Raw genomic sequence first — 25,043 nt, 5'->3', positions numbered from 1 at the left:
TTTTTGTTTACATAAGCATAAATGAAATAACAATAGCGATAATAGCAAGTGATTCTGTTAAACCAATACCGATAAACATCATCCCTTTTATTGCACTTTCTCTAGCTGGTTGTCTGGCTATATTATTCATCGCAGCTGAAACAATTAAGCCATCGCCTATCGCAGCACCTAAAGCAGCTAAACCTGCAGCAATCCCTGAGCCCATTTGCAAGACCTCCTTTTGTTAATAGAATACTTATCACAAATGTATGATACCAATTAAGTGTAACTATTTTTCTTCAATCAAATGACGTTTGTTTGTTTAAAGTGTGTTTAAAGAACAGGTAAAGCGAACAAGTTTAGCATTTTTTTAGTTAAAAAAGAAGATAAAAGGCTTTTTTTCTTAATGATTTCTGAATAATAAAAACACTTGATTATCTGTAAAAAGATAACCAAGTGTTTGAATAACAGTATAGTTTTAGAGCTAATTAAGCTTCTTCACCAGGTTCTGAAGCGATGATTTGTAGTTCACCTTCAACACGCCAGTTTTTAATAGTGTTTGGTAAGATGAAATGCGTTCCTTTTTTGATAGAATAGTTTTCTTCTTCTTTTGATTCTTCGTCAATAATAACGATATTACCAGAGCCTTCAATGACGCTCACGATTGTATAAAGTGAATTTTGTGTGAAGTCTAGAATTCCTGAAATTTTCCATTCGTAAACGTTGAAGAATGGTGTTTTAACATATTCTGTCACACTAGATTCTCCGAAAGCTGTTTCTTTAATAGCAAGGGTAGGATCAATATGAGGAATAGTTGTCACATCAACTGATTGTTGAATGTGTAATTCTCTCGGTTTACCATCATCACCTTTACGATCATAGTCATAAACACGATAAGTTGTATCGCTACTTTGTTGTGTTTCTAAAATCATAATGCCAGCACCGATAGCATGGATAGTTCCACTTGGTACATGGAAGAAATCACCAGCTTTTACTTTGACACGACGTAATAGGTCATCCCAACGCCCTTCTTCAATCATCGTTTCTAATTCTTCTTTAGATTTAGCATGGTGGCCATAAATGATTTCTGCACCTTCATCAGCGGCAATAACATACCAGCATTCAGTTTTTCCTAATTCGCCTTCATGTTTCATACCATACGCATCATCTGGATGAACTTGTACAGATAAATCATCTGCAGCATCTAAAATTTTAGTAAGAAGTGGGAAGACATCGCCTTTAGCATTACCAAATAATTCACGGTGTTCTGCCCAAAGTGTGTCTAAACGTTGGCCTTTATAAGGGCCGTTTTCAACAGTACATGTCCCATTTGGATGAGCACTTACTGCCCAACATTCGCCTGTTTTGTCACTTGGTAAATCGTAACCGAAAACGGTGTTTAATTTTTCACCACCCCAGATTTTTTCTTGTAATACAGGTGTTAAAAATAATGGTTGTTCCATAAATAAAGTCCTCCTTAGTAATAATATCTTAATTATTATATCAGATTTTTGTTAGTGTGGCCTTCTCGTTTAAATATTCCTCTAATATGTGATCTCTTTTCTCTATATAGTTCGCTCTATTATCAACAGGATGAACCCGATTTGATAAAAAGATAAACGCACTTTTTTCTTTGGGATCAATAAGTAAAAAAGTACCGGTATAACCGGTATGGAAAAGTAGAGGTCGTTTTGAATCGACAGTCGTTTTTAAATCCCAACCTAAGGAACGGTTTAATGTCCCACTAGGAGTCCAATCTTGTAATAAAGAGGTGATGGTTTCTTCTTTTAAATAGGTCGAACCATCAGAAAGATTGCCACGACTAAGTATCATTTGACAAAAAGTAAGACAATCTTCTAACGTAGAGAATAAACCAGCACTTCCGCAATTTTCACCTAAAACAAAAGCTTTAGGATCGTGGACAGCGCCACGAATAACACCTCGTTTAGGATGATTTTCTGTAGCGGCGATAGAATCGGACAGGTCAGGTTTAAAAGTACTTTTATTAAGCCGAAGAGGACGTAAAACGTCTTCCTCTATAACGTGTTGCACGGGTTTGTTATATAATTTTTCAATTAAAAAGCCAAGTAAGAGCGTTCCAGTATCGGTGTAGGCTACTTTTGATCCGATATTAGGCCCTGATTTTAAAAGAAGAAGCGCTGCTCGTAACTCTTCTTTGTTTAAAGTGTCACGATCTTTTATAAAAGGATTGATATCAGAGGTGTGGGTGAGCAAGTGACGACTCGTTACCTTCTTATCGTGAAAAGCAGGTAAATAAAAAGTGATTGGCAAATCAATATCAAGCTGTTCGGTTTCGATTAATTTTAAAATAACACTGTTTGTACCGATTACTTTTGTAAGGGATGCGACATCAAAGAGAGTCGTGTCTAACATTGTTTCACGATTCGGTAAAAGTGAGGCATGACCATAAGAATGTGTCTCAATCGTGTTACCTTCAACAAAGGCAAAATTAGCACCTGGGAATATACCAGACTTTAATTGGGAAAGAATGGTTTGTGTTGTATTAGGATACATAAGTTAGCTCCTTTCAGACATAGGTTTCTTGTTTAAGTATAGCAAAAAACTCAGTATAAAAGCATGATTTTTTAGTGAAAGGTGACACAACCTTCGTTTAGGAATCCGACTTAAAAATTGTTATGAAAAAATTCGTCAGATTGCATATTGCCGACACAAATTTCATGTGATAGTATTAGGAAAAACAGGTGATAACCCTAGCGATTATATCAAAGGACCCTCGTGCATATGAGGGCCCTTTTTCTAAATATTTTTAAGTTGAAAATATAGGTAAAAGTAATGAAATAGGCCGCTATAGGTATCAGATTGGAGGAAAATATGAAAAATAAAGAAACACAAAAAATGATGTTGATTGTTATTGGTAATCTCTTCTTAGTATTCGTAGGGATTGGGTTAGTTATACCAGTAATGCCAACATTTAAAAGCGAGATGCATTTAAGTGGGCAAACAATGGGTTATTTAACCGCAGCCTATGCGATGTCACAATTAATCTGTTCACCAGTAGCAGGACGTTTATCAGATTTATTTGGTCGTAAACGGATGATTGTTATAGGTATGGTTATTTTCTCATTATCAGAATTTCTTTTTGGTATGGGGACAACAGTTCCAGCATTATATGTTTCAAGGATTTTAGGTGGCCTTAGTGCGGCTTTAATTTTCCCTTCAGTCATGGCTTTTGTGGCAGATATTACAACATTAGAAGAACGACCAAAAGCAATGGGCTGGGTATCAGGAGCGATTAGTGGAGGATTTATTATTGGACCTGGAATTGGTGGTTTCTTAGGTGATATCTCTATGCGTTTACCGTTTTATGTAGCGGGTATTTTAGGATTAGTAGGATTTTTGTTTGCATTGGTAATGCTTAAAGAACCGAAACGTATTGAAACAGTGACAGAAGATGGTCCGAAAACGAGCTTAAAAGAAGTTATTTTAATGCCAGCTTTAACATTCCCATTCTTCATTATTTTGATTAATGCATTTGGGTTAGCAGCATTTGAGTCTATTTATAGTATCTATGTGGATATCAACTATGGTTTCTCAGTAAGAGATATCGCGGTGGTTATTACAGTCAGTGGTGTTCTTGCCTTGATCGTTCAAATTGTTTTCTTTGATGCCATTGTTCGTAAGATAGGTGAAATTGGTCTGATTCGTTTATGTCTAGCCGTTAGTGCTGTTTTCGTGCTAGCGATTGTCTTTGCAAAAGGGTATTGGGGTGTCTTGACTAGTACATTCGTTATCTTCTTAGCCTTTGATTTGATTAGACCTGCTATTACGACCTTCTTATCCAAACACGCTGGTGAAAATCAAGGTTCTGTTAGTGGAGTCAACTCTGCACTTACAAGTGTGGGGAATATCGTAGGTCCTATTTTGTCTGGGACATTATTAGATGTTAATTCACATTATCCGTACTATGTTGTGGTTGTTATTTTGACGATCACCTTCATGTTAACGATGATTTGGAATAGCAAAGCAAAAGTAAAAACAAATTAATTCAAAACACGCCTTGGCGTGTTTTTTTATTTCTAAAAAATTAATTAGATTTACAAACAGATAATTTCCTATTTGGCGAAAAAAATGGTTTAATTAGAGATGAGAATAATTACAATTAGCACGGAATGTGCGAGTGTGATAAAAAACGGAGGAATAAAAAACATGACTAAAAAGAAAATTGTTGTCTTAGGGGCAGGATACGCAGGTCTTAGAACAGTAAAAGGCTTACAAAAAAAAGGTCTAGATGCTGAAATCACATTAATCAACAAAAACTCATATCACTATGAAGCGACTCAATTACACGAAGTTGCAGCAGGTACTGAGCCAGCTAAAAAAATTAGCTTTGAAATCAAAGATGTTATTGATGAATCAAAAGTTAACTTTATTCAAGATGAAGTGACAACGATTAATCATGAAGCGCAAGAAGTGTCATTAAAAGAAGGCGAAAAAGTAAGCTATGATTACTTAGTGGTTGCCTTAGGTTTCGAATCAGAATCATTTGGTATCCCAGGTGTTGACGAATTCGGATGGCCATTAGTTGATATCAAGACAGCTGAAGCGGCTAAAGCACAATTAGATAAAAACTTACAAAACTACAAAGTATCAAAAGACCCTAAAGATTTAAGCATTGTAGTTTGTGGTGCTGGTTTCACAAGTATCGAGTATTTAGGCGAAATCTCAAACCGTTTACCAAAATTAGCGGATAAATTTGATTTCCCAATGGATAAAGTGAAAGTAACATGTATCGAAGCAATGCCAAAATTATTACCAATGTTCTCAGAAAAATTAGCATCATACGGTATCGACGTATTAGAAAAACGTGGTGTTGAATTTATCGTAGGAACACCAATTAAAGAAATCAAAGAATCATCAGTTGTTTACGAACAAGATGGCGAATTAAAAGAAATCGAAGCAAGCACAATCATCTGGACTACAGGTGTACGTGGAAGCAGCGTTGTCGGAGCATCAGGCTTTGAAGAACGTCGTGGTCGCGTAATGGTAGAACCAGACTTAACAGTTAAAGGTCAACCAAACGTCTTCATGATTGGTGACGTTAGTGCGGTTATGGATGAAGCGTCAGGCCGTCCTTACCCAACTACAGCTCAAATTGCTCTAGTTCAAGCAGACTACGTTGTTGAAGCAATGGCAAATAAATTTTCTGGAACAGAACCAAATTTATTTGAATTCAAATCAGCAGGTACTGTTGCATCATTAGGTAACAATGATGGTATCGGTCATACAATGAACAAAGATTTCAAAGGCTATATTGCCTCTGTTATGAAAAAAGGAATTGTAGACAAATCATTATTACAAACAGGAACACCTTCTGTTTTACTTAAAAAAGGTCGTTTTGATTTCTACCACTAAGAATTTAACTTTTAAAACCTTGAATCTCTTTAGATTCAGGGTTTTTTATTTTAGCAATCAACCTCCTAAATAGTGTATAATAAATAGACATAGTTAGAAGTGGAGGCGTTAAGATGGTCTGTTATCCGAATATTCAAGTGGCAACATTAATTAATCGAGATAATCGTTTTATAGCAAGATGTTTACTGGAGTCTGGAGAAGAAGTTCGTGTCCATGTGAAAAATACAGGACGTTGTAAAGAATTGTTAATTCCAGGAGTAAATGTATCTCTTAGCTATCAAGCATCGCCGACACGAAAGACTGATTATGACTTAGTAGCTGTTGAGAAAAAAGGCAAGTGGATTAACATCGACAGTCAAGTTCCCAATCAACTGGCAGCAGAAGGAATCCAGTCTGGTGAGATTATCTTGCCATTTTTAAAAGGGAATATCACTGAAGTTAGACGTGAAGTAACATACGGAGCATCGAGGTTTGATATTTGTGTAACGACTGACCAAGATGAGAAAGCCTTTGTTGAAGTAAAAGGGATGACCTTAGAACACAATAAAAAAGCTGCTTTTCCAGATGCACCAAGTGAAAGAGCTCTAAAGCATGTGACTGAATTAAGTACAGCTAGAGCGGAAGGCTACCTAACTGCGGTGTTATTTATTATTCAGTTAGAAGAGGTTGAGTTAGCAACGATTCACGAAGAGCGTCAACCGAAATTGCAACAAGCGATTGAAGAAGGTCAGGGAAAAGGACTTGAAGTTTTAGCATACAATTGTAAAGTCACACCAGAAACAATCGAACTAAAAGAAAGTATACCAGTGGATTTAGCACATGATTTTGTTGAAGCGCTGGTTTAAATAGAGGAGAGAATAGCTATGTTGAATTTAGGAATTATTGGCACAAATTGGATTACAAAACAATTTATCGAAGCGGCAGAAGCATCAAAAGAGTACCGCTTAGCATTGGTTTATTCTAGAAAATTAGAAACAGCTCAGTCATTTGCAGCTGATTTTTCGTGCGAGGGTGTAACGGATAGCTTGGATGAGTTTTATCAGGCTGAGGGAATCGATGTGGTATATATTGCCTCACCAAATAGCTTGCACTTTGAACAAGCAAAAGCGAGTTTAGAAGCGGGTAAACATGTTATTGTTGAAAAACCAGCTGTATCAACATTAGCTGAGTGGCAACACCTATTAGCCGTAGCCAGTGAAAATGATCGCTTTATTTTTGAAGCAGCTCGTAATATTCATGAAGACAGCTTTAAAAAAGTATCAGAGTTATTAAGTAACTGTGAGGATGATGTGATTGGGGCGAATATTAGCTTTATGAAATACTCATCACGTTATGATGCTGTTCTTGCTGGTGAAGAGCCTAATATCTTCTCACTTGATTTTTCAGGTGGAGCGTTAATGGATTTAGGAGTATACGTTTTGTATGCTTCAGTGGCGTGGTTTGGTAAACCCGAATCAGTTCATTACTTTGCTAGAAAAATTAGAACAGGTGTTGATGGGATCGGTACAATGGTTTTACGTTATGAGAACTTTGACGTTAATATGATGACAGGTAAGATTGGCAATAGTTTCTTGCCAACAGAAATCTACACACCAACTCAAACGATTAGTTTAAATGCGATTAATAGCATCGATGATATTTCTGTTATTGATCAAAAAGGTAATGTGGAAAAAGTTTCATGTACAAGTTTAGACAATCCAATGATTGAAGAAGCAGTAGACTTTGCAAGTGTTATTAATAACCCAACATCAGAAACCTCAAAAGAAAATTATAGTAATTGGTGTGAGGTTGCATTAACCGTTCATGACATCATGGAAACATTACGTAAACAAGAAGGCATTTACTTTAAAGCCGATAAAAAATAAAATCAATTAGTTTAGAAACTGATAAAGAATATGAGGGAAAAAGAGTGACGACATTAGTAGAAAAATTACCAGAAGTGTGGCAAGCACAGTGGGGAAAATTAGGATTTACATCAGCTTCACCGATCCAAGATAAAGGGTATGAACCGTTGTTAGCAGGGGAAAACTTAGTAGGAGTATCTCCAACAGGATCAGGAAAAACATTAGCGTATTTATTACCATTACTACAAACGATTGAAAAAGGCGCAGGCAATCAATTGCTTATATTACTGCCTTCTCAAGAATTAGCTGTTCAAGTGGCGAGTGTGACAAAAGAGTGGGCTGATTTATTAGGCCTAAACTCTCAAGCACTTGTAGGTGGAGCTAACGTTAAACGCCAAATTGAAAAACTAAAAACAAAACCAGAAGTCCTAGTAGGGACACCTGGTCGTGTGATTGAATTAATCAAAGGTAAAAAAGTGAAAGCTCATTTGCTAAAAACACTAGTTTTGGATGAAGTGGATCAATTGATTGAAACAAGTGAATTAAATGCCTCAGCAACTATCTTAAAATCATTAGACCGTGACGCACAACTAGTCTGTGTATCAGCGACGGCTGTAGCAATTGAAGAGAAATTAGGCGAGCTAAATAAACGTGAAATGACTATTTTAGACGTAACGGATGAAGACCAATCAGCTGGAACAGTTGAACATGGTTATATCGTGACACCGCCAAGAAAACGTGTTGAAGTTTTACGTAAACTGTCACATATCAAAGGCTTTAAAGCAATTGTCTTCTTTAACGAAGTACAAGAGATGGGCTTTGTGTCAGAAAAATTAGAATTCTTAGGTGTAGCAAATGCAACGTTAGCATCAGATCAAAATAAAATGGAACGTCGTTTAGCGTTATCAGCTTTTGCTGATAATAAATTAAACTTACTGTTAACAACAGATATTGCGGCACGTGGGTTAGACTTTGATGCCCTGCCGTATGTTATTCATTATGACGTGCCTTATACATTAGAAAGTTATGTTCACCGTTCAGGACGTACAGGTCGTATGGGACATGATGGGCATATCTTGTCACTTGTTGATGATTATTCTATTCGCGATCTAAAGAAAATTGCGAAGCAAAAAGAATGGCCATTATCAGAGAAGACCGTTCACAGTAGTCAAATCGTGACACAAGAAAAACGTATTGTAACAGAGGACGAAACGAATGGAACTGATGGTGAGTCAGGAACATCAGATAAACCAGCTAGAAAGCCTAAAGGCGATGGCGAAGTGAAACGTTACAAAAAAATCAAAACACCAGCTGAAAAGAAATCGGCTAAGAAGAAAACCAAGACTAAGACTAAAAATAAAAAGAATGATAAGAATAAAGGGGCTCGTAAAAAGTCCGAGAAATAATGAACTAAAGGGTGGGGAAGATGTCGAATAGAAAAGAACAGATAATGGCAGTCTTGGAGGAAAATCCAACAGGCTTAACAGCAGCAGCTGTAGCCGACTTAATGGAGCTGGACCGAACAAATGTCAGTCGTTATTTAAATGAATTATCAAAAGAAGGACGAGTGGCACGTTCAACCGGCCGCCCTATCATATTTTCTATTTCGACAGCTGAAGAAATAGAAGAAGAGTCGTTTGAAGTGAGTTTTGATAGCTTAGTTGGAGCAGAAGAATCGTTGAAAGTTGTGATTCAGCAAGCGAAAGCGGCGATTCTTTACCCACCTAGAGGCTTACATACTACTATTTTTGGACAGACAGGGACAGGGAAATCACTTTTTGCAGAATGTATGTACCGTTTTGCAATTAGCTCTGAAACTCTTCCTAAAACAGCACCGTTTATTTCGTTTAATTGTGCTGACTATGCTCAAAATCCGCAACTTCTTTTTGCGCATATTTTTGGTGTGAAAAAAGGGGCTTACACGGGTGCGACAGAGGACCGTGAGGGGTTAATGTCTAAAGCAAATGGCGGCATCTTATTCTTAGACGAGATTCACCGCTTGCCACCAGAAGGTCAAGAGATGCTTTTTACCTTTATTGATAAAGGGGTCTACCGTCCGTTAGGTGAGAGTAGTAAGAGTCATGAAGCCAGCGTCCAGATTATCGGCGCGACGACCGAGTCTTCAAGTGCCTTTTTAAGTACTTTTAATCGTCGTATTCCGATGTCGATTACCTTACCATCTTTAACTGAGCGTACAATTGATGAGCGTTATGAAATTGTGACACGTTTTATTAAAGAAGAAGCGAATCGTCTGAATCGTCGAATCATAGTCGAACGTGATGCGATTTTAGCCTACATGCTCTATTATGCAGAAGGTAATATAGGACAAGTGAAGCGTGACTTGAAACTTGTTTGTGCAAAAGCTTTTCTATATAGTCGTACCAATCAGAAAGACTATCTTCAAATTAATCAGCAAGAACTACCGCTACATGTTCAAAAAGGACTACTTAAAGTCAAAGAAGCCCCTGAAAAGGTAGAGCGATTTGTCGATAAAAATAATCAGTACTTAACATTTGATCCAGGCATGAAAGAAGTGGTATGGTCGCTTGATCCAGCTAGAGACATGTCAGTATATAACGAAATAGAAGAGCGCGTATCTAGTATGACATCAGTAGATTTAGAAAATACGGACTTAGCTGAGTTGATTGAGACAGACGTAGATAAATATTTTGAAACCTACGTTGATGAATTGACGAGAAGTGATGTTCATAGAGAATTGATTTCGGATAAAATGTGGGACTTAACAAATAAAGTATATGACTTAGCCGAAGAGCGTTTAGATAGAAGTTATAATCAGAAAGCGCGTTTTACTTTTGCACTTCATCTACAAGGGACATTAGAACGAATTGAAAAGAATAGAAGTATTGTTCACCCGAATCTTAATGAAATCAGAATCAATTATAAAAAAGAATTTCAAGTTGCACTAGATATTTCCTCTTTAATAGAAGAAGAATATCAAATCGAAATACCGTTTGATGAAATAGGATTTATCACAATGTTCTTATCGCTTGATATCAGCGAAAAAGTAGAAAAGGCTGAAAGTAAAGTTTCCGTAGTTGTTTTGATGCATGGAAAATCAACAGCGAGTAGTATGCTAGAAGCAGTTCAAGAATTGTTAGGAACAGATACAGGTAAGGCGTTTAATATGCCACTTACGATGGAAGTGCAAGAGATGTATGACGAACTTAAAACATATGTTATGGATAATCGTGATGAGATGGAAAGTGGTATGCTGCTTTTAACTGATATGGGCTCGCTTAACACTTTTGGAGATATGATCTATGAAGAAACAGGTGTTAGAACAAAAGCTATTTCTATGGTTAGTACGATGATTGTTCTAGAAGCAGTGAGGACTGCTAGTATCGGCAGAAGTTTAAAAGACATCTACCAAAATATCCAACTATCACTAGAAAGTATTGTGAGAAATCAATTCAAACCGAAGCGTAAATTAGATAAGGCAGTTATCGTGACTTGCTTTACAGGTGAAGGTGTCTCTAAAAAACTGTATGAGCGAGTTTTACCAGTAGTCAACACTGAAGTGATTGAGATTATCCAATTACAATTTTTAGAAAAAGAGTCATTCAAAAAGCATATCGATGAACTGATTGAGCAGTATGAGATATTAGCGATTGTAGGGACGGTAGAGATAGATTATCAAAACATCCCATTCTTCTCAGCATTTGATATCTTTAGTAATGAAAAACTAAACGTGTTTAAACGAATTGTAGCAGACGAAGTTCCGATGGAACAGATGGTATCTTCTTTGGAAGGAACTATCAAGAGTGTCCCATCAGTATCAGTGCTATTGATGATGTTACAAAAGATTGTTCATCAGATGCAGACTGATTTACAAATTGTGGTCGAACCTGGCGTTGATGCGGGTGTGCTGATACATTTGGCTTTCTTAGTAGAAGCACTTAATAATGGGCAGGCAGCTAGACAATTCAAAGAGATTGATGAGTTTAAAGCAAGTCATCGTATGGAGATGAAGACAGTCCGTTCTAATCTAATGCCACTTGAAAAGCAATATAATGTTGAATTACCAGAGAGTGAAGTGGCTTATTTAACACAAATGATGATTGAGAACAAAATCGATCAAAATTTCGTAGATACACACTAATTGTAGTGTGTAAGGATATAATCTTTTGTGTAAACGTTATATTGTATGTTCAAAAAGCGTGTTATATCAACAAAAACCGTGCCAATAAAAGTTGGCACGGTTTTTGCTTTATATATAAGTGTAAAATACAAATAAGGGAGACGATAGATATGTCAAAGAAAACAATTATGTTAGTATGTTCAGCAGGAATGAGCACTAGTTTATTAGTAACAAAAATGGAAGCGGCAGCAGAAGCTCAAGGAATTGAATCAGATATCTTCGCAGTATCAGCATCAGATGCAGATTCACATCTAGCGAATAAAGATGTTAACGTTTTATTATTAGGCCCTCAAGTTCGTTTTATGCAAAAACAATTCGAAGAAAAATTAGCACCAATGAACATCCCTTCAGCAGTAATCGATATGAAAGATTACGGTATGATGAACGGTGAAAATGTATTAAAACAAGCGTTAACTTTAATTGGTGAATAAGTAATAAGGAGATCAAATTAATTTATGAGTATGAAAAGAGGAAAACAAATGGATGAAGCAAACTTAGAATCAATCATGGGACTTATCGTTAATGCAGGTAATGCAAAAAGCGATGCAATGGAAGCGATTCAAGCAGCAAAAGAAGGAAACTTCGATGAAGCAGCTGAAAAAATTAAAAGTGCAGAAGCGTCATTAGTAGAAGCGCATCATGCTCAAACAGGACTTTTAACTAAAGAAGCACAAGGTGATCATATGACAGTGACGTTATTAACAGTTCACAGCCAAGATCACTTGATGACAGCTATTGCTTTTACAGATATAGCTAAAGAATTAATCGACTTACACAAAAAGATTGATGAAAAATAATTTTTAGGGGGAAGATGAGATGGACAAATTTATTGCCTTTATGGATGCAAAATTCATCCCAGTAGCTTCAAAAATTGGAGCACAACGTCACTTGGTAGCAATCAGAGATTCATTCGTAGTTACGATGCCTTTAATGATTTTAGGGGCTTTCGCAGTATTAATTAACAACTTACCTATTCCAGCAGTTCAAAACTTTATGAACTCAATTTTCTCAAAACAAGTTGAAGATGGTGTTTACATCTGGACTAAGTTTGGTGGAAACGTATGGAATGGTACATTTGCAATACTTTCAGTATTAATTGCTTTCTTAGTAGCTTATAACTTAGCTAACTCATATGGCAAAAATGGTATCTCAGCTGGTACAACATCATTAGGAGCGTTCTTCGCTTTTGGTGGGGCTACAGGTATGTCTTCAAATGGATTATTTATTGCACTTATCGTTGGGTTAATCTCAGCTGAATTATTCTGTAAATTAGCAGGAAATGATAAATTAGTTATCAAAATGCCTGATGGTGTTCCGCCAGCAGTAGCAAACTCATTTGCAGCTTTAATGCCAGCAATGATTACTATTTCTTTATTCGGTTTAATTAATACATTCTTCATGGCATTCGGTATTATGGACGTAGTAGCATCATTCTACGCAGCAGTACAAGAACCATTCATGAAATTATCTAGCTCTTATCCATCAGCTTTATTATTAGCATTCTTAACACCATTCTTATGGTTCTTCGGTTTACACGGTGCCAACATGTTAGAGCCTTTAATGCAATCTATCAATGCGCCTTCTATTGAAGCGAATATCAAAGCGCTAGAAGCAGGTAAAGAATTACCATATATCGTTAACAAACCATTCTTTGATGCATTCGTAAACTTAGGTGGTACAGGTGCTACTTTAGGTTTAGTTATTGCAATTTTCTTAGTTGGTAAAAAACATAAACAATTCTCAGTTGTAGGTAAATTAGGAGCTGCTCCAAGTTTATTCAACATCAATGAGCCACTTACATTTGGTTTACCAATCGTACTGAATCCAATCTTATTCATTCCGTACATCGTAACACCAATGATTTTAGTAACAGTAGCTTACTTTGCAACATCAATGGGTCTAGTCCCAGCAGCTACAGGAATGCCACCATGGGTAACACCACCAGTAATTGGCGGTATCTTAGCTACAAATAGCCTATCAGGTGGAGTATTATCAGCAGTAAACTTAGTTATTTCAGTAATTATCTATGTTCCATTTATCAAAATGGCAACAATTCAAGAAATGAAAAAAGAAGCAGTTTAATACTAATTAGTAAAAGAAGCCAGATTCATTTGGCTTCTTTTTTTAATCAAATCCCTAGACAATCAAAATAATAAGTGAGAAAATAAGCATGTTGATGTTTCTGTAGCTCAGTAGGATAGAGCAATCGCCTCCTAAGCGATAGGCCGCTGGTTCGATTCCAGTCAGAAACGTAAAGGTGAGACTAAAATCGCTATGCTCCAAAAAACTGGAAGCCAGTTCTATGCCAAAGAGCAAAAAGGACTGGCTGAAGTTTTAAAGAGCAGATTTTAGAACCCGAGAAAAGGTGAGACTAATGGTGACCTGCTTCAAAGGAACTGGAAGATACTCTCAGGAAAAAATCCAGAAAGAGTATCTGAAGTTACAAAGAAGCAACCATTAGAACCCGAGGAAAAGGTGAGACTAATGGTGTCTTACATACAAAAAAAAGAAGCGATTCGTTAGAGTCGCTTCTTTTTTGATACCTATTTTTAAGCCCAGTCACCATTTCTGAATAATGGGACACGAGAACCGTCAGCACGAATGCCATCGATAGTCATCTTGTCTGATCCAATCATAAAGTCAACGTGGGTTGTACTACGGTTAAGACCGGCTTCAAGTAATTCATCTTCACTCATTTCAGTTCCACCTTGTAAGTTAAAGGCATAAGCAGAGCCAAGGGCCACATGATTTGAAGCATTCTCATCAAATAAAGTATTGTAGAATGTGATGCCTGATTGAGAAATAGGAGAAGGGTCTGGAACAAGAGCAACTTCACCTAAACGTTTAGAACCTTCGTCAGTCGCTACTAATTTCTTAAGAACATCTTCGCCTTGCTCAGCGGAGCAGTCAACAACCGCACCATCTTTAAATGTGAATGACATACCAGTAATAGTTGTACCAGCGTAACTTAAAGGTTTAGTACTAACCACTGTCCCATCAACACGATTGCGGTCAGGAGCAGTGAAGACTTCTTCAGTTGGCATGTTTGCCATGAATTTTTCCCCGCGAACGTTAAAGCTTCCAGCACCTTCCCAGCTATGGTTTTTAGGTAAACCGATAACTAAATCAGTTCCAGGAGCTGTATAGTGTAGTGAATCAAATTGTTCAGCATTTAATTCAGCAGCTTTTTTATTTAATAAAGCATCATGTTCTTCCCATGCTTTAATAGGGTCTTCTTGGTCTATGCGAGTCGCTTTGAAGATTGCATTCCATAAAGCTTCGACTTGCTCATCGTTGGTCGCTAAATCTGGGAATACCTTAGCTGCCCAGTCACGTCCAGCAGCAGCAACAACAGTCCAGCTGATTTTATTTGCTTGAGAAGCTTTGCGTAAAGCACCCATAGCTTTACCAGAAGCAGCTTGATAAGTCGCAACACGTTCTGGATCAGTACCAGCTAAGGCATCTGGATTTTGAGAAACAACACTAATACGGCTAGCGCCAGCGGCAACCCAAGCATCCATTTCTGCAACTTTATAATCGGGAATATCTGTTAATAATGACTCATCTGCATGTAAGAAAAACTCTTTTTGGACAACATCATCGCGCCATTGAACCATTACATTTTTTGCGCCATTAGCGTAAGCTTCTTTGACGATTAAACGAGCAAGGTCAACTTGTTCGACATCAATTAGTAAAACAACCGAGTGGCTTTTTTGAACGTTTACACCTGTTTTTACAATTAGTTTTGCATAAGATTCTAAGTTTTCTTGAAACAAAGTATTAGTCATATTTATTCCTCCTGAATATCGATTAGTTAAAAACTATAATACCATATATAATTTGAAATCACTAATTAAATACTATTTATATTTTAATGTTATGAAATAGTCTAAAAAAAAGTAAAAAGTCTGTTGTATCAAGGTTTTAAGACGAACAATTGAATGATACAATAACAGAAATAAGAGAAGTGTTGGGGTTAGGAATTATCAAAAGAAAGGAAAAGAAAATGCCTAGAAAAAAAATGGTGACACGATCAGATATTATTGAGGCGGGATTCATGCAACTGATAACCAAAGGACCAAAAGGATTTTCTTCGCGCAAGATAGCCCATAAATTAAATTGTTCGACTCAGCCTATTTATTTAGAATTTAAAAATATGGATGAGTTGCATGTTGCTGTATTAGGACAATTTGAAAAGATAATCAAACGTATTGATGAAATAGCTGTTGAGCATACTGACCCTTTGATTGCTGCAAATCTTAAAATTTTGAATTTTGCTAAAAATGAAGGCAAGATATTTAAAGCTTTGTTTTTAAGAGAAGATAAAATTGGAGAAGATTTAAAACGATTTTGTCGAAAAATAGTATTGTCACACATTGATGACTCTCAAAAATACAGAGAGGTGAGCAGTGAGATGAAAGAAACCTTATTTTCAAGTACGCTGTTACTTACTATGGGAGTAGCTACAATGAGGCTTAACGGTTCAAGCAATCTCGACAATGACAAAGTAGTTTCTCTTTTAGAAGCGATCGTAGACAATCGATTGGCAGAACCAGGTGAAAAAGTTTTACTATAAAATAAAAAAACGCCTAATGGCGTTTTTTTGTTATTATCCTAATTTAGCAGCGATTTCTTTAGCGAAAGCTTCTAACTTAACGATATCATCTTCTTCAGCAGCAAGGTCAACTTTGACTGCTGTTGCACCTTTTGTTGCACCAGTTTTTTCGAAAGCAGCTTCGAAATCATCAACTGATTGGCAGAATAGGTCGTAGAAAGTATCACCTGATCCAACTACTCCGTAAATCTTACCTTTTAAATCAACTTCTTGTAATTCTTCATAAAAATCGACGATTTCATCTGGTAATTCGCCGTCTCCATATGTATAAGTTGCAATAATACAAATATCAGCATCTGAAAAATCAGAAGCATCTACTTGAGAACACTCTTCTTGTTCCACTTCGATATCTAGATTTTCTAACGCTTCAGCAACGATATCAGCGATTTCTTCTGTATTACCCGTTAAACTTGCGTAAACTATTTTAGCTAATGCCATACTATTCATCCTTTCGCTATAAAACTTTAAATACTACTTAAAATTATAACAGAAAACAAGATTATTGAAACAAAAAAATAGTAACCGCAGTTATTTGGCTAGTGTCGGACATTGTGATAAAATATAGAGTGCAAAGTTACGATTCATAAAGAGAAAACGTGACGATTGAGAAGGGATGAGAAAATATGATTACATTAAAATCAGCAAGAGAAATAGAAGCAATGGATAAATCAGGAGAACTTTTAGCAGATGTTCACCGTCAATTAAGAACATTTATCAAACCGGGTATTACGAGTTGGGATATCGAAAAATTTGTTCACAAGTATATTGTGGACCACGGCGGGATTCCTGCTCAAATCGGATTTGAAGGCTATGAGTATGCGACATGTTGCAGTATTAACGATGAAATTTGTCATGGTTTTCCTCGTAAAGAAAAACTAAAAGATGGCGATTTAATCAAAGTAGATATGTGTATCGATCTTAATGGCGCAATGTCAGATTCATGTTGGACATACGTTGTTGGAGAGTCTAATCCAGAACTTGATAAATTAATGGAAGTGACTAAAAAAGCATTATACTTAGGGATTGAACAAGCGCAAGTTGGTAACCGTATTGGTGATATCGGACATGCTATCCAAACTTATGTTGAATCAGAAAACTTAAGTGTTGTCCGTGACTTTATCGGACATGGTATTGGGCCAACGATTCATGAAGCACCAATGGTTCCTCACTACGGTGAAGCGGGTAAAGGATTACGCCTAAAAGAAGGTATGGTTATCACGATTGAACCGATGGTTAATACCGGTACTTGGAAAATGAAAATGGATGACAACGGTTGGACTGCCCGTACTTTAGATGGTGGATTAAGTTGTCAATATGAGCATACGTTAGCGATTACTAAAGAAGGTCCTCAAATTTTAACCTCTCAAGGAGACCAATAATAGACGTCAAAACGTTATTAAAGGAGTCTTATGAAGTCAGTTGAAAGAATACTAAATAATCAAACGTATCGAAAATTAATAGGAACCATACAAGAGCGTTTTAAAGGAGCAGAAGTGGGTCTTTCAGCTGCTGCGATTGCGTATTATCTATTGTTATCTTTATTTCCATTAACGATAGCAATAGGTAATATTCTGCCTTTTCTAAATCTTGATCCTGAAATGGTTCTTCCTTATATATCTGCGATGGTTCCAGAAAGTATCTTTACTATGTTGGAAGGAACCATTCGTACGTTATTAAGTGTTTCAAATGGTGGTGTCTTATCTGTATCGGCGATAGCAACTTTATGGGCGAGTAGCCGAAGTATCAATGCACTTCAAATTACTCTTAATAAAGTATACGGAGTTGAACGTCGGGCCAATATGATTTTAACGCGTTTATTTTCATTTGGAGCGATTTTCTTATTCTTACTTTCTGTTATAGTTGTTGCTCTGTTGTTTAGTTTTGGTCAGCGAATATTAGACTATATTTTACCCATTTTAAACTTACCTATATCAATAGTAGATATCTTCCAAACGTTAAAATGGCCTGTTACGTTATTGGTTTTATTTGTAACGATGTGTGTTATTTATGCATTTTTACCGAATGCTAAAGTGAGGCTACGTTCGATATTACCAGGAGCTATTTTTGCATCGGTAGGCTGGATGATTTTAACTCAATTTTTTGGATTATATACACATTATTTTTCAAAAGGGTTTACGAGTTATGGGTTGATTGGTGGGTTTGTTGTCTTTATGTTGTGGCTTGATTTTGCGGCAACCGTTATTATTTTAGGCGGGTTGATCAATGCAGTCTTTGAAGAATTTATCAGCGGGTCGATTGAAACACGAAACAGTAGTTTAAATGTTCCGTTAAGAAAAATAGCACGTCAAGGTAAAAAATATACCATAAAAAATAAGCATTCTGAGTAATTAAACTTACTTAGAATGCTTATTTTTTTTCTTACGTTTTTCTAATCGTTCGTTACGATAAGCTCGATTTCCAATAAACTTCAATGTATTCATCAGAGGTTGACGTTCTGTACCGGTTAAGCCGATTAGTTCAACGAAAAGTTCAAGTCCGAATAACAGTGCGATAGTCATAATAATGTTGGCCCACATATCACTAAAGCTATACAGGATAGCGATGAATGAGAAGATAAATGCTAGCGCATAAATCATTAGGACAGCACCTCGATGTGTGAAACCAATCGAGAGTAAACGGTGATGCAAGTGCATTTTATCTGCAGATGAAATGGGCTGCTTATTAAGCAAGCGACGGATGATTGCGAAAAGAGTATCTGTAATTGGCACACCTAAAATAATGAGTGGCGTGATTAATGAAATAACAGTAGTATTCTTTAACCCTTGTAATGAAAGAATCGCTATCATGAAGCCTAAAAACAGTGCGCCGGTATCACCGAGATAGATTTTCGCGGGATAGAAGTTAAATGGTAAAAATCCGACCGTACAAGCTACCAATATAAATATCATGATAGGGACTTGGATAATCACACCATAACTAGCTACCGAAATATACCCAACAATCCCCATGGACATCAGTGCGATAATCGACACGCCAGAAGCAAGACCATCTAAACCATCGATAAGGTTGATCGCATTTGTTAAAGCAATAATCCAAATCAACGTTAAAGGCAAACTTAGAAAGCCTAAATTGATATCAAAGAAGGAGAAAAGACTGACGGTATTCATTCGGATATCAGCAATATAATAGGCCGCTAATGCGCCTAAAGCGATACCTAATAACTTTTGTTTAGGTGATAACTCAAAAATATCGTCTAAAACACCTGTTAGAACGACAATTCCACTAGCTAGGATGATTTTTAAAGCATAAGCTCTAGGAATGACATCGGGAAAAATGAAAAGTGTCGTAATAATGAAGGTCACATAAATAGTTAACCCACCAGCTGATGGCATTGGCTTTTTATTTAATCGACGAGCGTTTGGATAATCAACAGCCTTAATAAAAAGTGAAAAACGTCGACCGATTGGAGTTATTAGGTAAGCAATAGCAGCAACAAGAAGTAGCCGTAGTACTAAACTTACAATAAAATTCATAGTTATAAACCCACTTTCAGTATTCCAATCTATTATACAGTACAAGAGAATAACTGCCAACTTAAATAATATATTATGGAAAGTTTAAGACATATTAGCCGACTAGGTTTGTCATAAAAGATATGGTATAATAATTTGGATATTAATTAAGAAGGATGACACAAATGACTGATAAAAATAAAATTAAAGAGTCAAGTGAAACGAAACAAGTTAATACGAAACAACCAGATGAAACAGTAAAAGATGACGCAATAAAAAAAGACACTTCGAAAGAAGAAGTAGAGAAGATAAAACCTGGAAAAACAGAAGATCTACGAACGATATTATTAGAAGATGATTTAGTAGATGGGGCCATTTTTGATGAGATGCGCGAGAAATTAGAAGTAGCGACCGGTGAATCGGAGCCAGACGTTGACGATACGGATGCTATATTAGAAGAGGCCATCAAAGATTATCAACTCAAGGGTGTAAAACGCAAAGAAATTACGAAGGCAACGACGTTAGAAAAGAGGAAGAAAAGAAATCGGATCTTGATTATTGGGTTTCTCGTGTTACTGTTGGGTATAATTGCTTACAGTGCTAACGTTTTTACCACGGTCAATGGCTTTCTCAATGATTCGTATAAACCGTTGAATAGAAATACCACAATTAATGATAATATTGATCCACTCAAGGATCCCATTTCTATTTTAGTACTTGGGATAGATAACAATGACGAGCGTAATTTAGAAGCAACACGAACGGATGCCATGTTACTTGTAACAGTTAGCCCTAAAAATGGAAAAATTAGTCAGGTAAGCATCCCTCGTGATACCTATACTCAGATTAATTCAGAAAAGTATACAGGTAAAGGAAAGATTAATGCAGCCTATGCTTACGGAGATATCGAAGCAACTGTTGATGCCGTAGAAAATCTGATGAATGTTCCGATTAATCATTATGTGACGATTGACTTCCAAGCGTTCGAGCAGATTATTGATGCGTTTGATGGCGTTGAGGTAGACGTCCCTTATGATTACACAGAGCAAAATGCTAAAGGGAAGTTCAAAGTGAAACTGAAGAAAGGACGTCATGTTTTAAATGGTGAAGAAGCCTTAGCTTTTGCTAGAACACGTAAAGCTGATGATGATGTTAAGCGAGGCAGTCGTCAGCAAGAAGTTATGCAAGCTTTATTGAAAAAAGCAATGGGATTAGGTTCAATTACTAAATTCCAAGATGTGATTAAGGCGTTAAGAGGCCATTTTTGGACGGATATGACGATGCCGACGATGTTAGCTGTGGCTCAATCAGGTCTTACACATAGTTATGATTTTGATTCTTATGTTTTCTCTTGGATGAGTTATACTTATTATGGTGAGAGTATGGTAGGGCTTCACCAAGATAGCTTAGATTATATTAGCCATCGTATGCGTTATAATTTAGGATTAGATGAGCCAGATGAAAGAGATGTGGAAGGCTTTAAGTTGGAATCAAATGGAGTTGTGGCACTAGACACATTCCCTGAAGATGGCATGGCCATAATAGATGATTAATGTTAGGTATCAGGGATAATTGTTTCTTAATTATCCCTATTATTATTTTATAAGTATAAAAAGATATTTTAAGAACCACTGATAAAAAAAGGTGTTCTAAAACAATTAGAGTAAGGTGGCGTTAAGTTTGACTCAAGAAAATAGACAAGTTAAAGTTCGGATGGAAATGATCACAAAAGAATATGACTTATATAAGAAAAAGTCGGATAAAGTGAAGGCCCTTTTCAAGTTTTCACAAAAAGATATCCCTCATTTTTGGGCACTTAAAGGTGTTGACCTTGAGGTGTATTCTGGAGAGGCTATCGGTTTAATCGGGATTAACGGATCAGGGAAATCGACCTTGTCCAATATATTAGCTGGTATTATCCCACAAACGAGTGGTGTTCTTGAAATTAACGGTGAGACCTCTATTATTGCTATCGGTGCAGGGTTAAAAGGACAACTAACCGGTTTAGAAAATATTCGCTTAAAATGTTTGATGACAGGACTAACGAATGAGCAAATTGATGTTATTTTAGATGATATTATTGCCTTTGCTGATTTGGGTGCGTTTATTGACCAGCCTGTAAAAAATTATTCAAGTGGGATGAAGTCACGTTTGGGCTTTGCAATTGCGGTCCATAACAACCCAGATATTTTAATTATTGATGAGGCCTTATCGGTTGGAGATGATACGTTCTATCAAAAATGTGTCGAGCGTATTGAACAATTTAAATCAGAAGGTAAGACCATCTTCTTTGTCAGTCATTCGTTAACTCAAATCGAAAAACTATGTACACGTGTCTTATGGATGCATTACGGTGAAGTGAAAATGTTTGGTGAAACAGCAGAAGTTGTTAAAGAATATAAAGATTTTACTGCATGGTTTAGAAAACAGTCACCAAAAGAAAAAAAAGCTTATCAAGATGGTTACAAGAATCAACAGACAGCTTTCAATGAAGAAAAGTTAGCAGCGGATGCTAAAGAAAAAAATAAAGACCCAGAAGTGCTAAAAGGTCCTCCAATTGGGAAAATGACAGGCTTTACAAAGCTGATGTTAGGTGTGGCAATACTAGCGCTTGTCTTTTTAGGAGCGGTCAATATTAATGGCCGTGCCCTGACTACAGTAATGAAACAACCGACAGTCTTATTTGAAAAGCCGGTTCCGATAAAACAACTTGATCCTAAAACTGGGAAGCCGATTGTACAAAAGAAAAATGTAAAAAAAGTACCAGTTAAAGGTAAAGGCCATGAAGGTTAAAGAGCAACTGAACCAATGGGCTAAATCGGCCTATATGACTTTGGTTAAACTAAAGTCAAAAAGAGCGAAACAGCAAGATAGATGTCAGGGTGTCGCGTACTTACTTAGTTTTCCAGGAAATGATCGCGGTCTGATAGAGCGACTGTCTCAAGAAAAAGAATTAGGTACTGTGACAGTCTATTACACCAAGGCCTGTGAAAATGAGGTAGAAGTCTACCGAAATATGGGGCTTGCATGTTACAACTTAGATGAGCCCTCTTCTTTTTTTAAAGAGTGTATTGCTAGGATTAGTAACGCCCGCTATATTATCTGTGATAATTACTTTGCCTTTATGGGAGCGTTAGAACTATCAGATGAGACGACTGTTTTTCAAATCTGGCATGCCAATGGTGCGATTAAAACATTTGGCTGGCAAGATAAAGCAACAGCTAGTCGGACGAAAGCGGATCATAAGCGATTTCAAGCGGTCTACGAGGCCTGTGATTATTACGTTGTGGGGTCGGATAAGATGGGAAACGTCTTCCAAGAGAGTTATCAGATTGCCGAAACGAAGGTGCTTAAAACAGGGTACCCTCGAACAGATTATTATTTTGAAGAGGGACGTAACGTCCAAGCACAAGAAAAATTTCGTCGTGCATTTCCTGATGTACAAGAGGAACGCGTGGTACTATATGTCCCGACTTATCGTCCATATGAAACCAGTGAGATAGAAACGATGCTTAATCAACTAAGTTTACCCGAGGGAATGCTTGGATTCGGACATTTGCATCCTCATATGGCAGAGTATCGAACTGACGGACCGCTTAATTTTGATCTTAGAGGTCTAACGTTAGAAGAGTTACTCTATAATGTAGACATTTTGATTACGGACTACTCATCGGTCCTTTTTGACTATAGCTTGATTAAGCCAGAAGGACGCCTTGTCTTTTACTGTCCGGACTTAGAAATCTATGAGCAGCAAGTAGGCCTTCAGCCAGGATTTGTGGAAGAAGCAAGTGCTGCGTTAGTCCAGAATATAGACCTGTTACAACAAAAACTAGAAGAGTCTGAAGGGGTTTTAGCTGCTGATTATGGGGCAAGCTGGCAAGAATATAATGATGGACAAGCCAGTGAACGTTTAATTGATTTTATGAAAACGAAATGAAGGGATGACTAACATGGAAAAGGAAGTCATACTAGGTCTACCAGTTACAGTTGCGACCTTAGATGAGATTATCGCTGAATTGCCAGGGCGTTTGCAACAGGAGGACAAAACACTTTATCTAAGTATTAATCCCCAAATTGCCCTGCATGCTCATAAGTATCCTGAGATTGTTGCGTTAGCTAACCATGCGACTTATGGTATTGCAGACGGTATAGGGATTGTCAAAGCCTCAAAACAACAAGGTGGCAAGATAAAAGAGCGGGTAACGGGAATTGATTTGATGTACCGCTTATTAGCTTTTGCTAATGATACAAAGGAGTCGATCTTTTTGTACGGTGCGAAACCAGAAGTGTTAGACGATACGGTTAAAGCCATCACGAGTGATTACCCGAATATTAAGATTGCAGGATCTATCGATGGTTATACGACACTATCAGGTAAGCAAGTAGCAGCCGAGATAAGCAAAGTGAAGCCGACATTTGTTTTCGTAGCATTAGGATTTCCAAGGCAAGAGCAATGGCTAGCAGAACACTATGAAAAATGTGATGCGACGGTCTTTCAAGATGTGGGAGGCAGCTTTGATGTGATAAGTGGTCATGTAAAGCGAGCACCCGATTTCTTTATAAAATGCCGACTGGAGTGGCTATACCGCTCACTAAGTAGTCCTAAACGGTTATATAGAATAGCAGAATTACCACTTTTTATGTTTCAGGCTAAAAAATGGCATAAAGCAAACGTAAAATAGAAATGATGAAGACAAAATAAGCGAGTGAAGTCTTAAAGGAGTTTGACATTATGAATGATGTAAAATTAGTTTTAAAAGAACAACTAGAAAACGTCGGAATTATCCGTCGAATCTCTAAATACGAAGAAAAAGCAACGTATCAAAGTCATTACTTAGGGTTAGTGTGGCAGTTTTTAAATCCAGCCATTCAGATTGGGATTTACTATCTAGTCTTCGGATTAGGTGTTAATCAAGGGAAAAAAGTAGATGGTGTGCCGTTTATCATTTGGATGATTATCGGAATAATCGCTTGGTTCTTTATTAGCAGCTCAATCTTAGGTGCTTCAAATAGTATTTACCGTCAAGTGGGACTAGTGTCCAAAATGAAGTTTCCGGTAAGTATCTTGCCATCAGTTAATATTACGAGTAATTTTGTAAGCTACCGTGCGATGATGGTGCTCTTGCTTATCTCAATGTTAGCAGGTGGTGTTACACCAACGATTTATTGGTTACAGTACATTTATTATTTTATCTGTATGATCGCTTTCCTTTTTTCATTCGGTATATTGAATGCGACGATCAGTGTCTTGGTTCGTGATTATCATATAATGTTACAGTCGATCTTACGCTTACTTTTCTACCTATCAGGGCCAATCTGGAATATCGAAACAGCTGCGCAGTTTGCAGGTAAAGATTTATTAATTCGTATCTTACAACTTAATCCCATCTACTATATTATTAACGGATTTAGAGATTCGTTTTTATCTAAAGAGTGGTTCTGGGAAAAAGGAACGCAAACTTTATTTTTCTGGTTAATTGTAGGTGTCCTATTAACTTTAGGTTCGCACTTACATATGAAGTTCAGAGCTCGTTTTGTGGACTTTATTTAAGTTAAAAAAATAATACTGTAAGAGGTAT

At 36.8% G+C, this 25,043-nt stretch carries 23 protein-coding genes and 1 tRNA gene; 18 read left to right on the top strand and 6 right to left on the bottom strand.

Annotated features, from left to right (window positions below; genetic code table 11):
* Positions 1–7: 7 nt before the first annotated feature.
* From atpE to CBF31_RS06105, 3 genes are all read right to left on the bottom strand, one after another.
* Positions 8–205 (bottom strand): ATP synthase F0 subunit C, encoded by a 198-nt coding sequence (gene atpE / locus CBF31_RS06115; RefSeq protein ID WP_126831503.1) that lies wholly within the window; start codon positions 203–205, stop codon positions 8–10.
* A 262-nt stretch (positions 206–467) separates the two neighbouring features.
* The gene (gene manA / locus CBF31_RS06110) at positions 468–1,442 is read right to left on the bottom strand and encodes a mannose-6-phosphate isomerase, class I (protein WP_126831502.1); all 975 of its coding nucleotides are present in this window, start codon (positions 1,440–1,442) and stop codon (positions 468–470) included.
* Positions 1,443–1,482: 40 nt separating this feature from the next.
* Positions 1,483–2,514, bottom strand: coding sequence for a serine hydrolase domain-containing protein (locus CBF31_RS06105; RefSeq protein WP_126831501.1), 1,032 nt, complete (start codon positions 2,512–2,514; stop codon positions 1,483–1,485).
* A gap of 318 nt (positions 2,515–2,832) precedes the next feature.
* On the opposite strand from CBF31_RS06105, the gene CBF31_RS06100 reads away from it, so the two are divergent.
* The 10 genes from CBF31_RS06100 to CBF31_RS06055 all read left to right on the top strand — a co-directional run bounded on the left by CBF31_RS06100 (position 2,833) and on the right by CBF31_RS06055 (position 13,628).
* Positions 2,833–4,005: an MFS transporter gene (locus CBF31_RS06100; RefSeq protein WP_126831500.1), complete on the top strand. Its 1,173-nt coding sequence runs from the start codon at positions 2,833–2,835 to the stop codon at positions 4,003–4,005.
* A 162-nt stretch (positions 4,006–4,167) separates the two neighbouring features.
* Positions 4,168–5,373 carry an NAD(P)/FAD-dependent oxidoreductase gene (locus CBF31_RS06095; RefSeq protein ID WP_126831499.1) on the top strand — a complete coding sequence of 402 codons (1,206 nt, stop codon included), beginning with the start codon at positions 4,168–4,170 and terminating at the stop codon, positions 5,371–5,373.
* Positions 5,374–5,486: 113 nt separating this feature from the next.
* Entirely contained in the window at positions 5,487–6,218 is a 732-nt protein-coding gene (sfsA, locus tag CBF31_RS06090) for a DNA/RNA nuclease SfsA (protein ID WP_126831498.1), read from the top strand.
* Between the two features lie 18 nt (positions 6,219–6,236).
* Positions 6,237–7,238 (top strand): Gfo/Idh/MocA family protein, encoded by a 1,002-nt coding sequence (locus CBF31_RS06085; RefSeq protein ID WP_126831497.1) that lies wholly within the window; start codon positions 6,237–6,239, stop codon positions 7,236–7,238.
* Between the two features lie 44 nt (positions 7,239–7,282).
* A complete protein-coding gene (locus CBF31_RS06080; protein WP_126831496.1) occupies positions 7,283–8,623 on the top strand; it encodes a DEAD/DEAH box helicase in 1,341 nt (446 codons plus the stop codon).
* 20 nt (positions 8,624–8,643) lie between these two features.
* A complete protein-coding gene (locus tag CBF31_RS06075; protein WP_126831495.1) occupies positions 8,644–11,337 on the top strand; it encodes a sigma-54-dependent transcriptional regulator in 2,694 nt (897 codons plus the stop codon).
* Between the two features lie 149 nt (positions 11,338–11,486).
* Positions 11,487–11,807, top strand: a complete 321-nt coding sequence (locus tag CBF31_RS06070) for a PTS sugar transporter subunit IIB (RefSeq protein ID WP_126831494.1) — start codon at positions 11,487–11,489, stop codon at positions 11,805–11,807.
* Positions 11,808–11,855: 48 nt separating this feature from the next.
* Complete coding sequence (locus tag CBF31_RS06065; protein WP_126831922.1) at positions 11,856–12,173, top strand: PTS lactose/cellobiose transporter subunit IIA; 318 nt, start codon at positions 11,856–11,858, stop codon at positions 12,171–12,173.
* Positions 12,174–12,192: 19 nt separating this feature from the next.
* Positions 12,193–13,458: a PTS sugar transporter subunit IIC gene (locus tag CBF31_RS06060; protein WP_126831493.1), complete on the top strand. Its 1,266-nt coding sequence runs from the start codon at positions 12,193–12,195 to the stop codon at positions 13,456–13,458.
* Between the two features lie 96 nt (positions 13,459–13,554).
* A tRNA-Arg gene (locus tag CBF31_RS06055) sits at positions 13,555–13,628 on the top strand.
* Between the two features lie 297 nt (positions 13,629–13,925).
* Here the strand turns inward: CBF31_RS06055 and CBF31_RS06050 are convergent.
* Positions 13,926–15,164: an aminopeptidase gene (locus CBF31_RS06050; RefSeq protein WP_126831492.1), complete on the bottom strand. Its 1,239-nt coding sequence runs from the start codon at positions 15,162–15,164 to the stop codon at positions 13,926–13,928.
* Between the two features lie 218 nt (positions 15,165–15,382).
* On the opposite strand from CBF31_RS06050, the gene CBF31_RS06045 reads away from it, so the two are divergent.
* Entirely contained in the window at positions 15,383–15,952 is a 570-nt protein-coding gene (locus tag CBF31_RS06045) for a TetR/AcrR family transcriptional regulator (protein ID WP_126831491.1), read from the top strand.
* A 33-nt stretch (positions 15,953–15,985) separates the two neighbouring features.
* On the opposite strand, the gene CBF31_RS06040 is transcribed toward CBF31_RS06045, so the two are convergent.
* The gene (locus tag CBF31_RS06040; protein WP_126831490.1) at positions 15,986–16,429 is read right to left on the bottom strand and encodes a flavodoxin; all 444 of its coding nucleotides are present in this window, start codon (positions 16,427–16,429) and stop codon (positions 15,986–15,988) included.
* A gap of 185 nt (positions 16,430–16,614) precedes the next feature.
* Between CBF31_RS06040 and map the strand changes: the two genes are divergently transcribed.
* Entirely contained in the window at positions 16,615–17,370 is a 756-nt protein-coding gene (gene map, locus CBF31_RS06035; protein WP_126831489.1) for a type I methionyl aminopeptidase, read from the top strand.
* Positions 17,371–17,400: 30 nt separating this feature from the next.
* Positions 17,401–18,339 carry a YihY/virulence factor BrkB family protein gene (locus CBF31_RS06030; RefSeq protein WP_126831488.1) on the top strand — a complete coding sequence of 313 codons (939 nt, stop codon included), beginning with the start codon at positions 17,401–17,403 and terminating at the stop codon, positions 18,337–18,339.
* Positions 18,340–18,345: 6 nt separating this feature from the next.
* Here CBF31_RS06030 and CBF31_RS06025 read toward each other — a convergent pair whose 3' ends face one another.
* On the bottom strand, positions 18,346–19,485 hold the full coding sequence (locus tag CBF31_RS06025; RefSeq protein ID WP_126831487.1) for an MraY family glycosyltransferase: 1,140 nt from the start codon (positions 19,483–19,485) through the stop codon (positions 18,346–18,348).
* Positions 19,486–19,649: 164 nt separating this feature from the next.
* Here CBF31_RS06025 and CBF31_RS06020 point away from each other — a divergent pair, with 164 nt between their 5' ends.
* The 5 genes from CBF31_RS06020 to CBF31_RS06000 all read left to right on the top strand — a co-directional run bounded on the left by CBF31_RS06020 (position 19,650) and on the right by CBF31_RS06000 (position 25,015).
* On the top strand, positions 19,650–21,017 hold the full coding sequence (locus CBF31_RS06020) for an LCP family protein (RefSeq protein ID WP_170167888.1): 1,368 nt from the start codon (positions 19,650–19,652) through the stop codon (positions 21,015–21,017).
* A 127-nt stretch (positions 21,018–21,144) separates the two neighbouring features.
* Positions 21,145–22,257, top strand: a complete 1,113-nt coding sequence (locus tag CBF31_RS06015; protein ID WP_245977933.1) for an ABC transporter ATP-binding protein — start codon at positions 21,145–21,147, stop codon at positions 22,255–22,257.
* Positions 22,247–23,401, top strand: coding sequence for a CDP-glycerol glycerophosphotransferase family protein (locus CBF31_RS06010; protein WP_126831485.1), 1,155 nt, complete (start codon positions 22,247–22,249; stop codon positions 23,399–23,401). The genes CBF31_RS06015 and CBF31_RS06010 overlap by 11 nt, the downstream gene beginning before the upstream one ends.
* A 13-nt stretch (positions 23,402–23,414) precedes the next feature.
* Positions 23,415–24,146, top strand: a complete 732-nt coding sequence (locus CBF31_RS06005) for a WecB/TagA/CpsF family glycosyltransferase (protein ID WP_126831484.1) — start codon at positions 23,415–23,417, stop codon at positions 24,144–24,146.
* A 50-nt stretch (positions 24,147–24,196) separates the two neighbouring features.
* Positions 24,197–25,015 carry an ABC transporter permease gene (locus CBF31_RS06000; protein ID WP_126831483.1) on the top strand — a complete coding sequence of 273 codons (819 nt, stop codon included), beginning with the start codon at positions 24,197–24,199 and terminating at the stop codon, positions 25,013–25,015.
* The last annotated feature ends 28 nt before the right edge of the window (positions 25,016–25,043 follow it).

Source organism: Vagococcus fessus, from assembly GCF_003987565.1.
In the GTDB taxonomy this organism is placed as follows: domain Bacteria; phylum Bacillota; class Bacilli; order Lactobacillales; family Vagococcaceae; genus Vagococcus_D; species Vagococcus_D fessus.
The sequence above is the reverse complement of the archived record's forward strand: the minus strand, read 5'-3'. Positions and strand labels throughout refer to the sequence as shown.

What these genes read in the sequence shown, in the direction of transcription:
- atpE (WP_126831503.1), bottom strand. Translation starts at nt 205, where the DNA reads ATGGGCTCAGGGATTGCTGCAGGTTTAGCTGCTTTAGGTGCTGCGATA.
- CBF31_RS06095 (WP_126831499.1), top strand. Translation starts at nt 4,168, where the DNA reads ATGACTAAAAAGAAAATTGTTGTCTTAGGGGCAGGATACGCAGGTCTT.
- CBF31_RS06020 (WP_170167888.1), top strand. Translation starts at nt 19,650, where the DNA reads ATGACTGATAAAAATAAAATTAAAGAGTCAAGTGAAACGAAACAAGTT.
- CBF31_RS06025 (WP_126831487.1), bottom strand. Translation starts at nt 19,485, where the DNA reads ATGAATTTTATTGTAAGTTTAGTACTACGGCTACTTCTTGTTGCTGCT.
- CBF31_RS06100 (WP_126831500.1), top strand. Translation starts at nt 2,833, where the DNA reads ATGAAAAATAAAGAAACACAAAAAATGATGTTGATTGTTATTGGTAAT.
- manA (WP_126831502.1), bottom strand. Translation starts at nt 1,442, where the DNA reads ATGGAACAACCATTATTTTTAACACCTGTATTACAAGAAAAAATCTGG.
- CBF31_RS06010 (WP_126831485.1), top strand. Translation starts at nt 22,247, where the DNA reads ATGAAGGTTAAAGAGCAACTGAACCAATGGGCTAAATCGGCCTATATG.
- CBF31_RS06060 (WP_126831493.1), top strand. Translation starts at nt 12,193, where the DNA reads ATGGACAAATTTATTGCCTTTATGGATGCAAAATTCATCCCAGTAGCT.
- CBF31_RS06030 (WP_126831488.1), top strand. Translation starts at nt 17,401, where the DNA reads ATGAAGTCAGTTGAAAGAATACTAAATAATCAAACGTATCGAAAATTA.
- CBF31_RS06040 (WP_126831490.1), bottom strand. Translation starts at nt 16,429, where the DNA reads ATGGCATTAGCTAAAATAGTTTACGCAAGTTTAACGGGTAATACAGAA.
- CBF31_RS06000 (WP_126831483.1), top strand. Translation starts at nt 24,197, where the DNA reads ATGAATGATGTAAAATTAGTTTTAAAAGAACAACTAGAAAACGTCGGA.
- CBF31_RS06065 (WP_126831922.1), top strand. Translation starts at nt 11,856, where the DNA reads ATGGATGAAGCAAACTTAGAATCAATCATGGGACTTATCGTTAATGCA.
- CBF31_RS06045 (WP_126831491.1), top strand. Translation starts at nt 15,383, where the DNA reads ATGCCTAGAAAAAAAATGGTGACACGATCAGATATTATTGAGGCGGGA.
- CBF31_RS06105 (WP_126831501.1), bottom strand. Translation starts at nt 2,514, where the DNA reads ATGTATCCTAATACAACACAAACCATTCTTTCCCAATTAAAGTCTGGT.
- CBF31_RS06005 (WP_126831484.1), top strand. Translation starts at nt 23,415, where the DNA reads ATGGAAAAGGAAGTCATACTAGGTCTACCAGTTACAGTTGCGACCTTA.
- CBF31_RS06070 (WP_126831494.1), top strand. Translation starts at nt 11,487, where the DNA reads ATGTCAAAGAAAACAATTATGTTAGTATGTTCAGCAGGAATGAGCACT.
- CBF31_RS06075 (WP_126831495.1), top strand. Translation starts at nt 8,644, where the DNA reads ATGTCGAATAGAAAAGAACAGATAATGGCAGTCTTGGAGGAAAATCCA.
- CBF31_RS06085 (WP_126831497.1), top strand. Translation starts at nt 6,237, where the DNA reads ATGTTGAATTTAGGAATTATTGGCACAAATTGGATTACAAAACAATTT.
- map (WP_126831489.1), top strand. Translation starts at nt 16,615, where the DNA reads ATGATTACATTAAAATCAGCAAGAGAAATAGAAGCAATGGATAAATCA.
- sfsA (WP_126831498.1), top strand. Translation starts at nt 5,487, where the DNA reads ATGGTCTGTTATCCGAATATTCAAGTGGCAACATTAATTAATCGAGAT.
- CBF31_RS06050 (WP_126831492.1), bottom strand. Translation starts at nt 15,164, where the DNA reads ATGACTAATACTTTGTTTCAAGAAAACTTAGAATCTTATGCAAAACTA.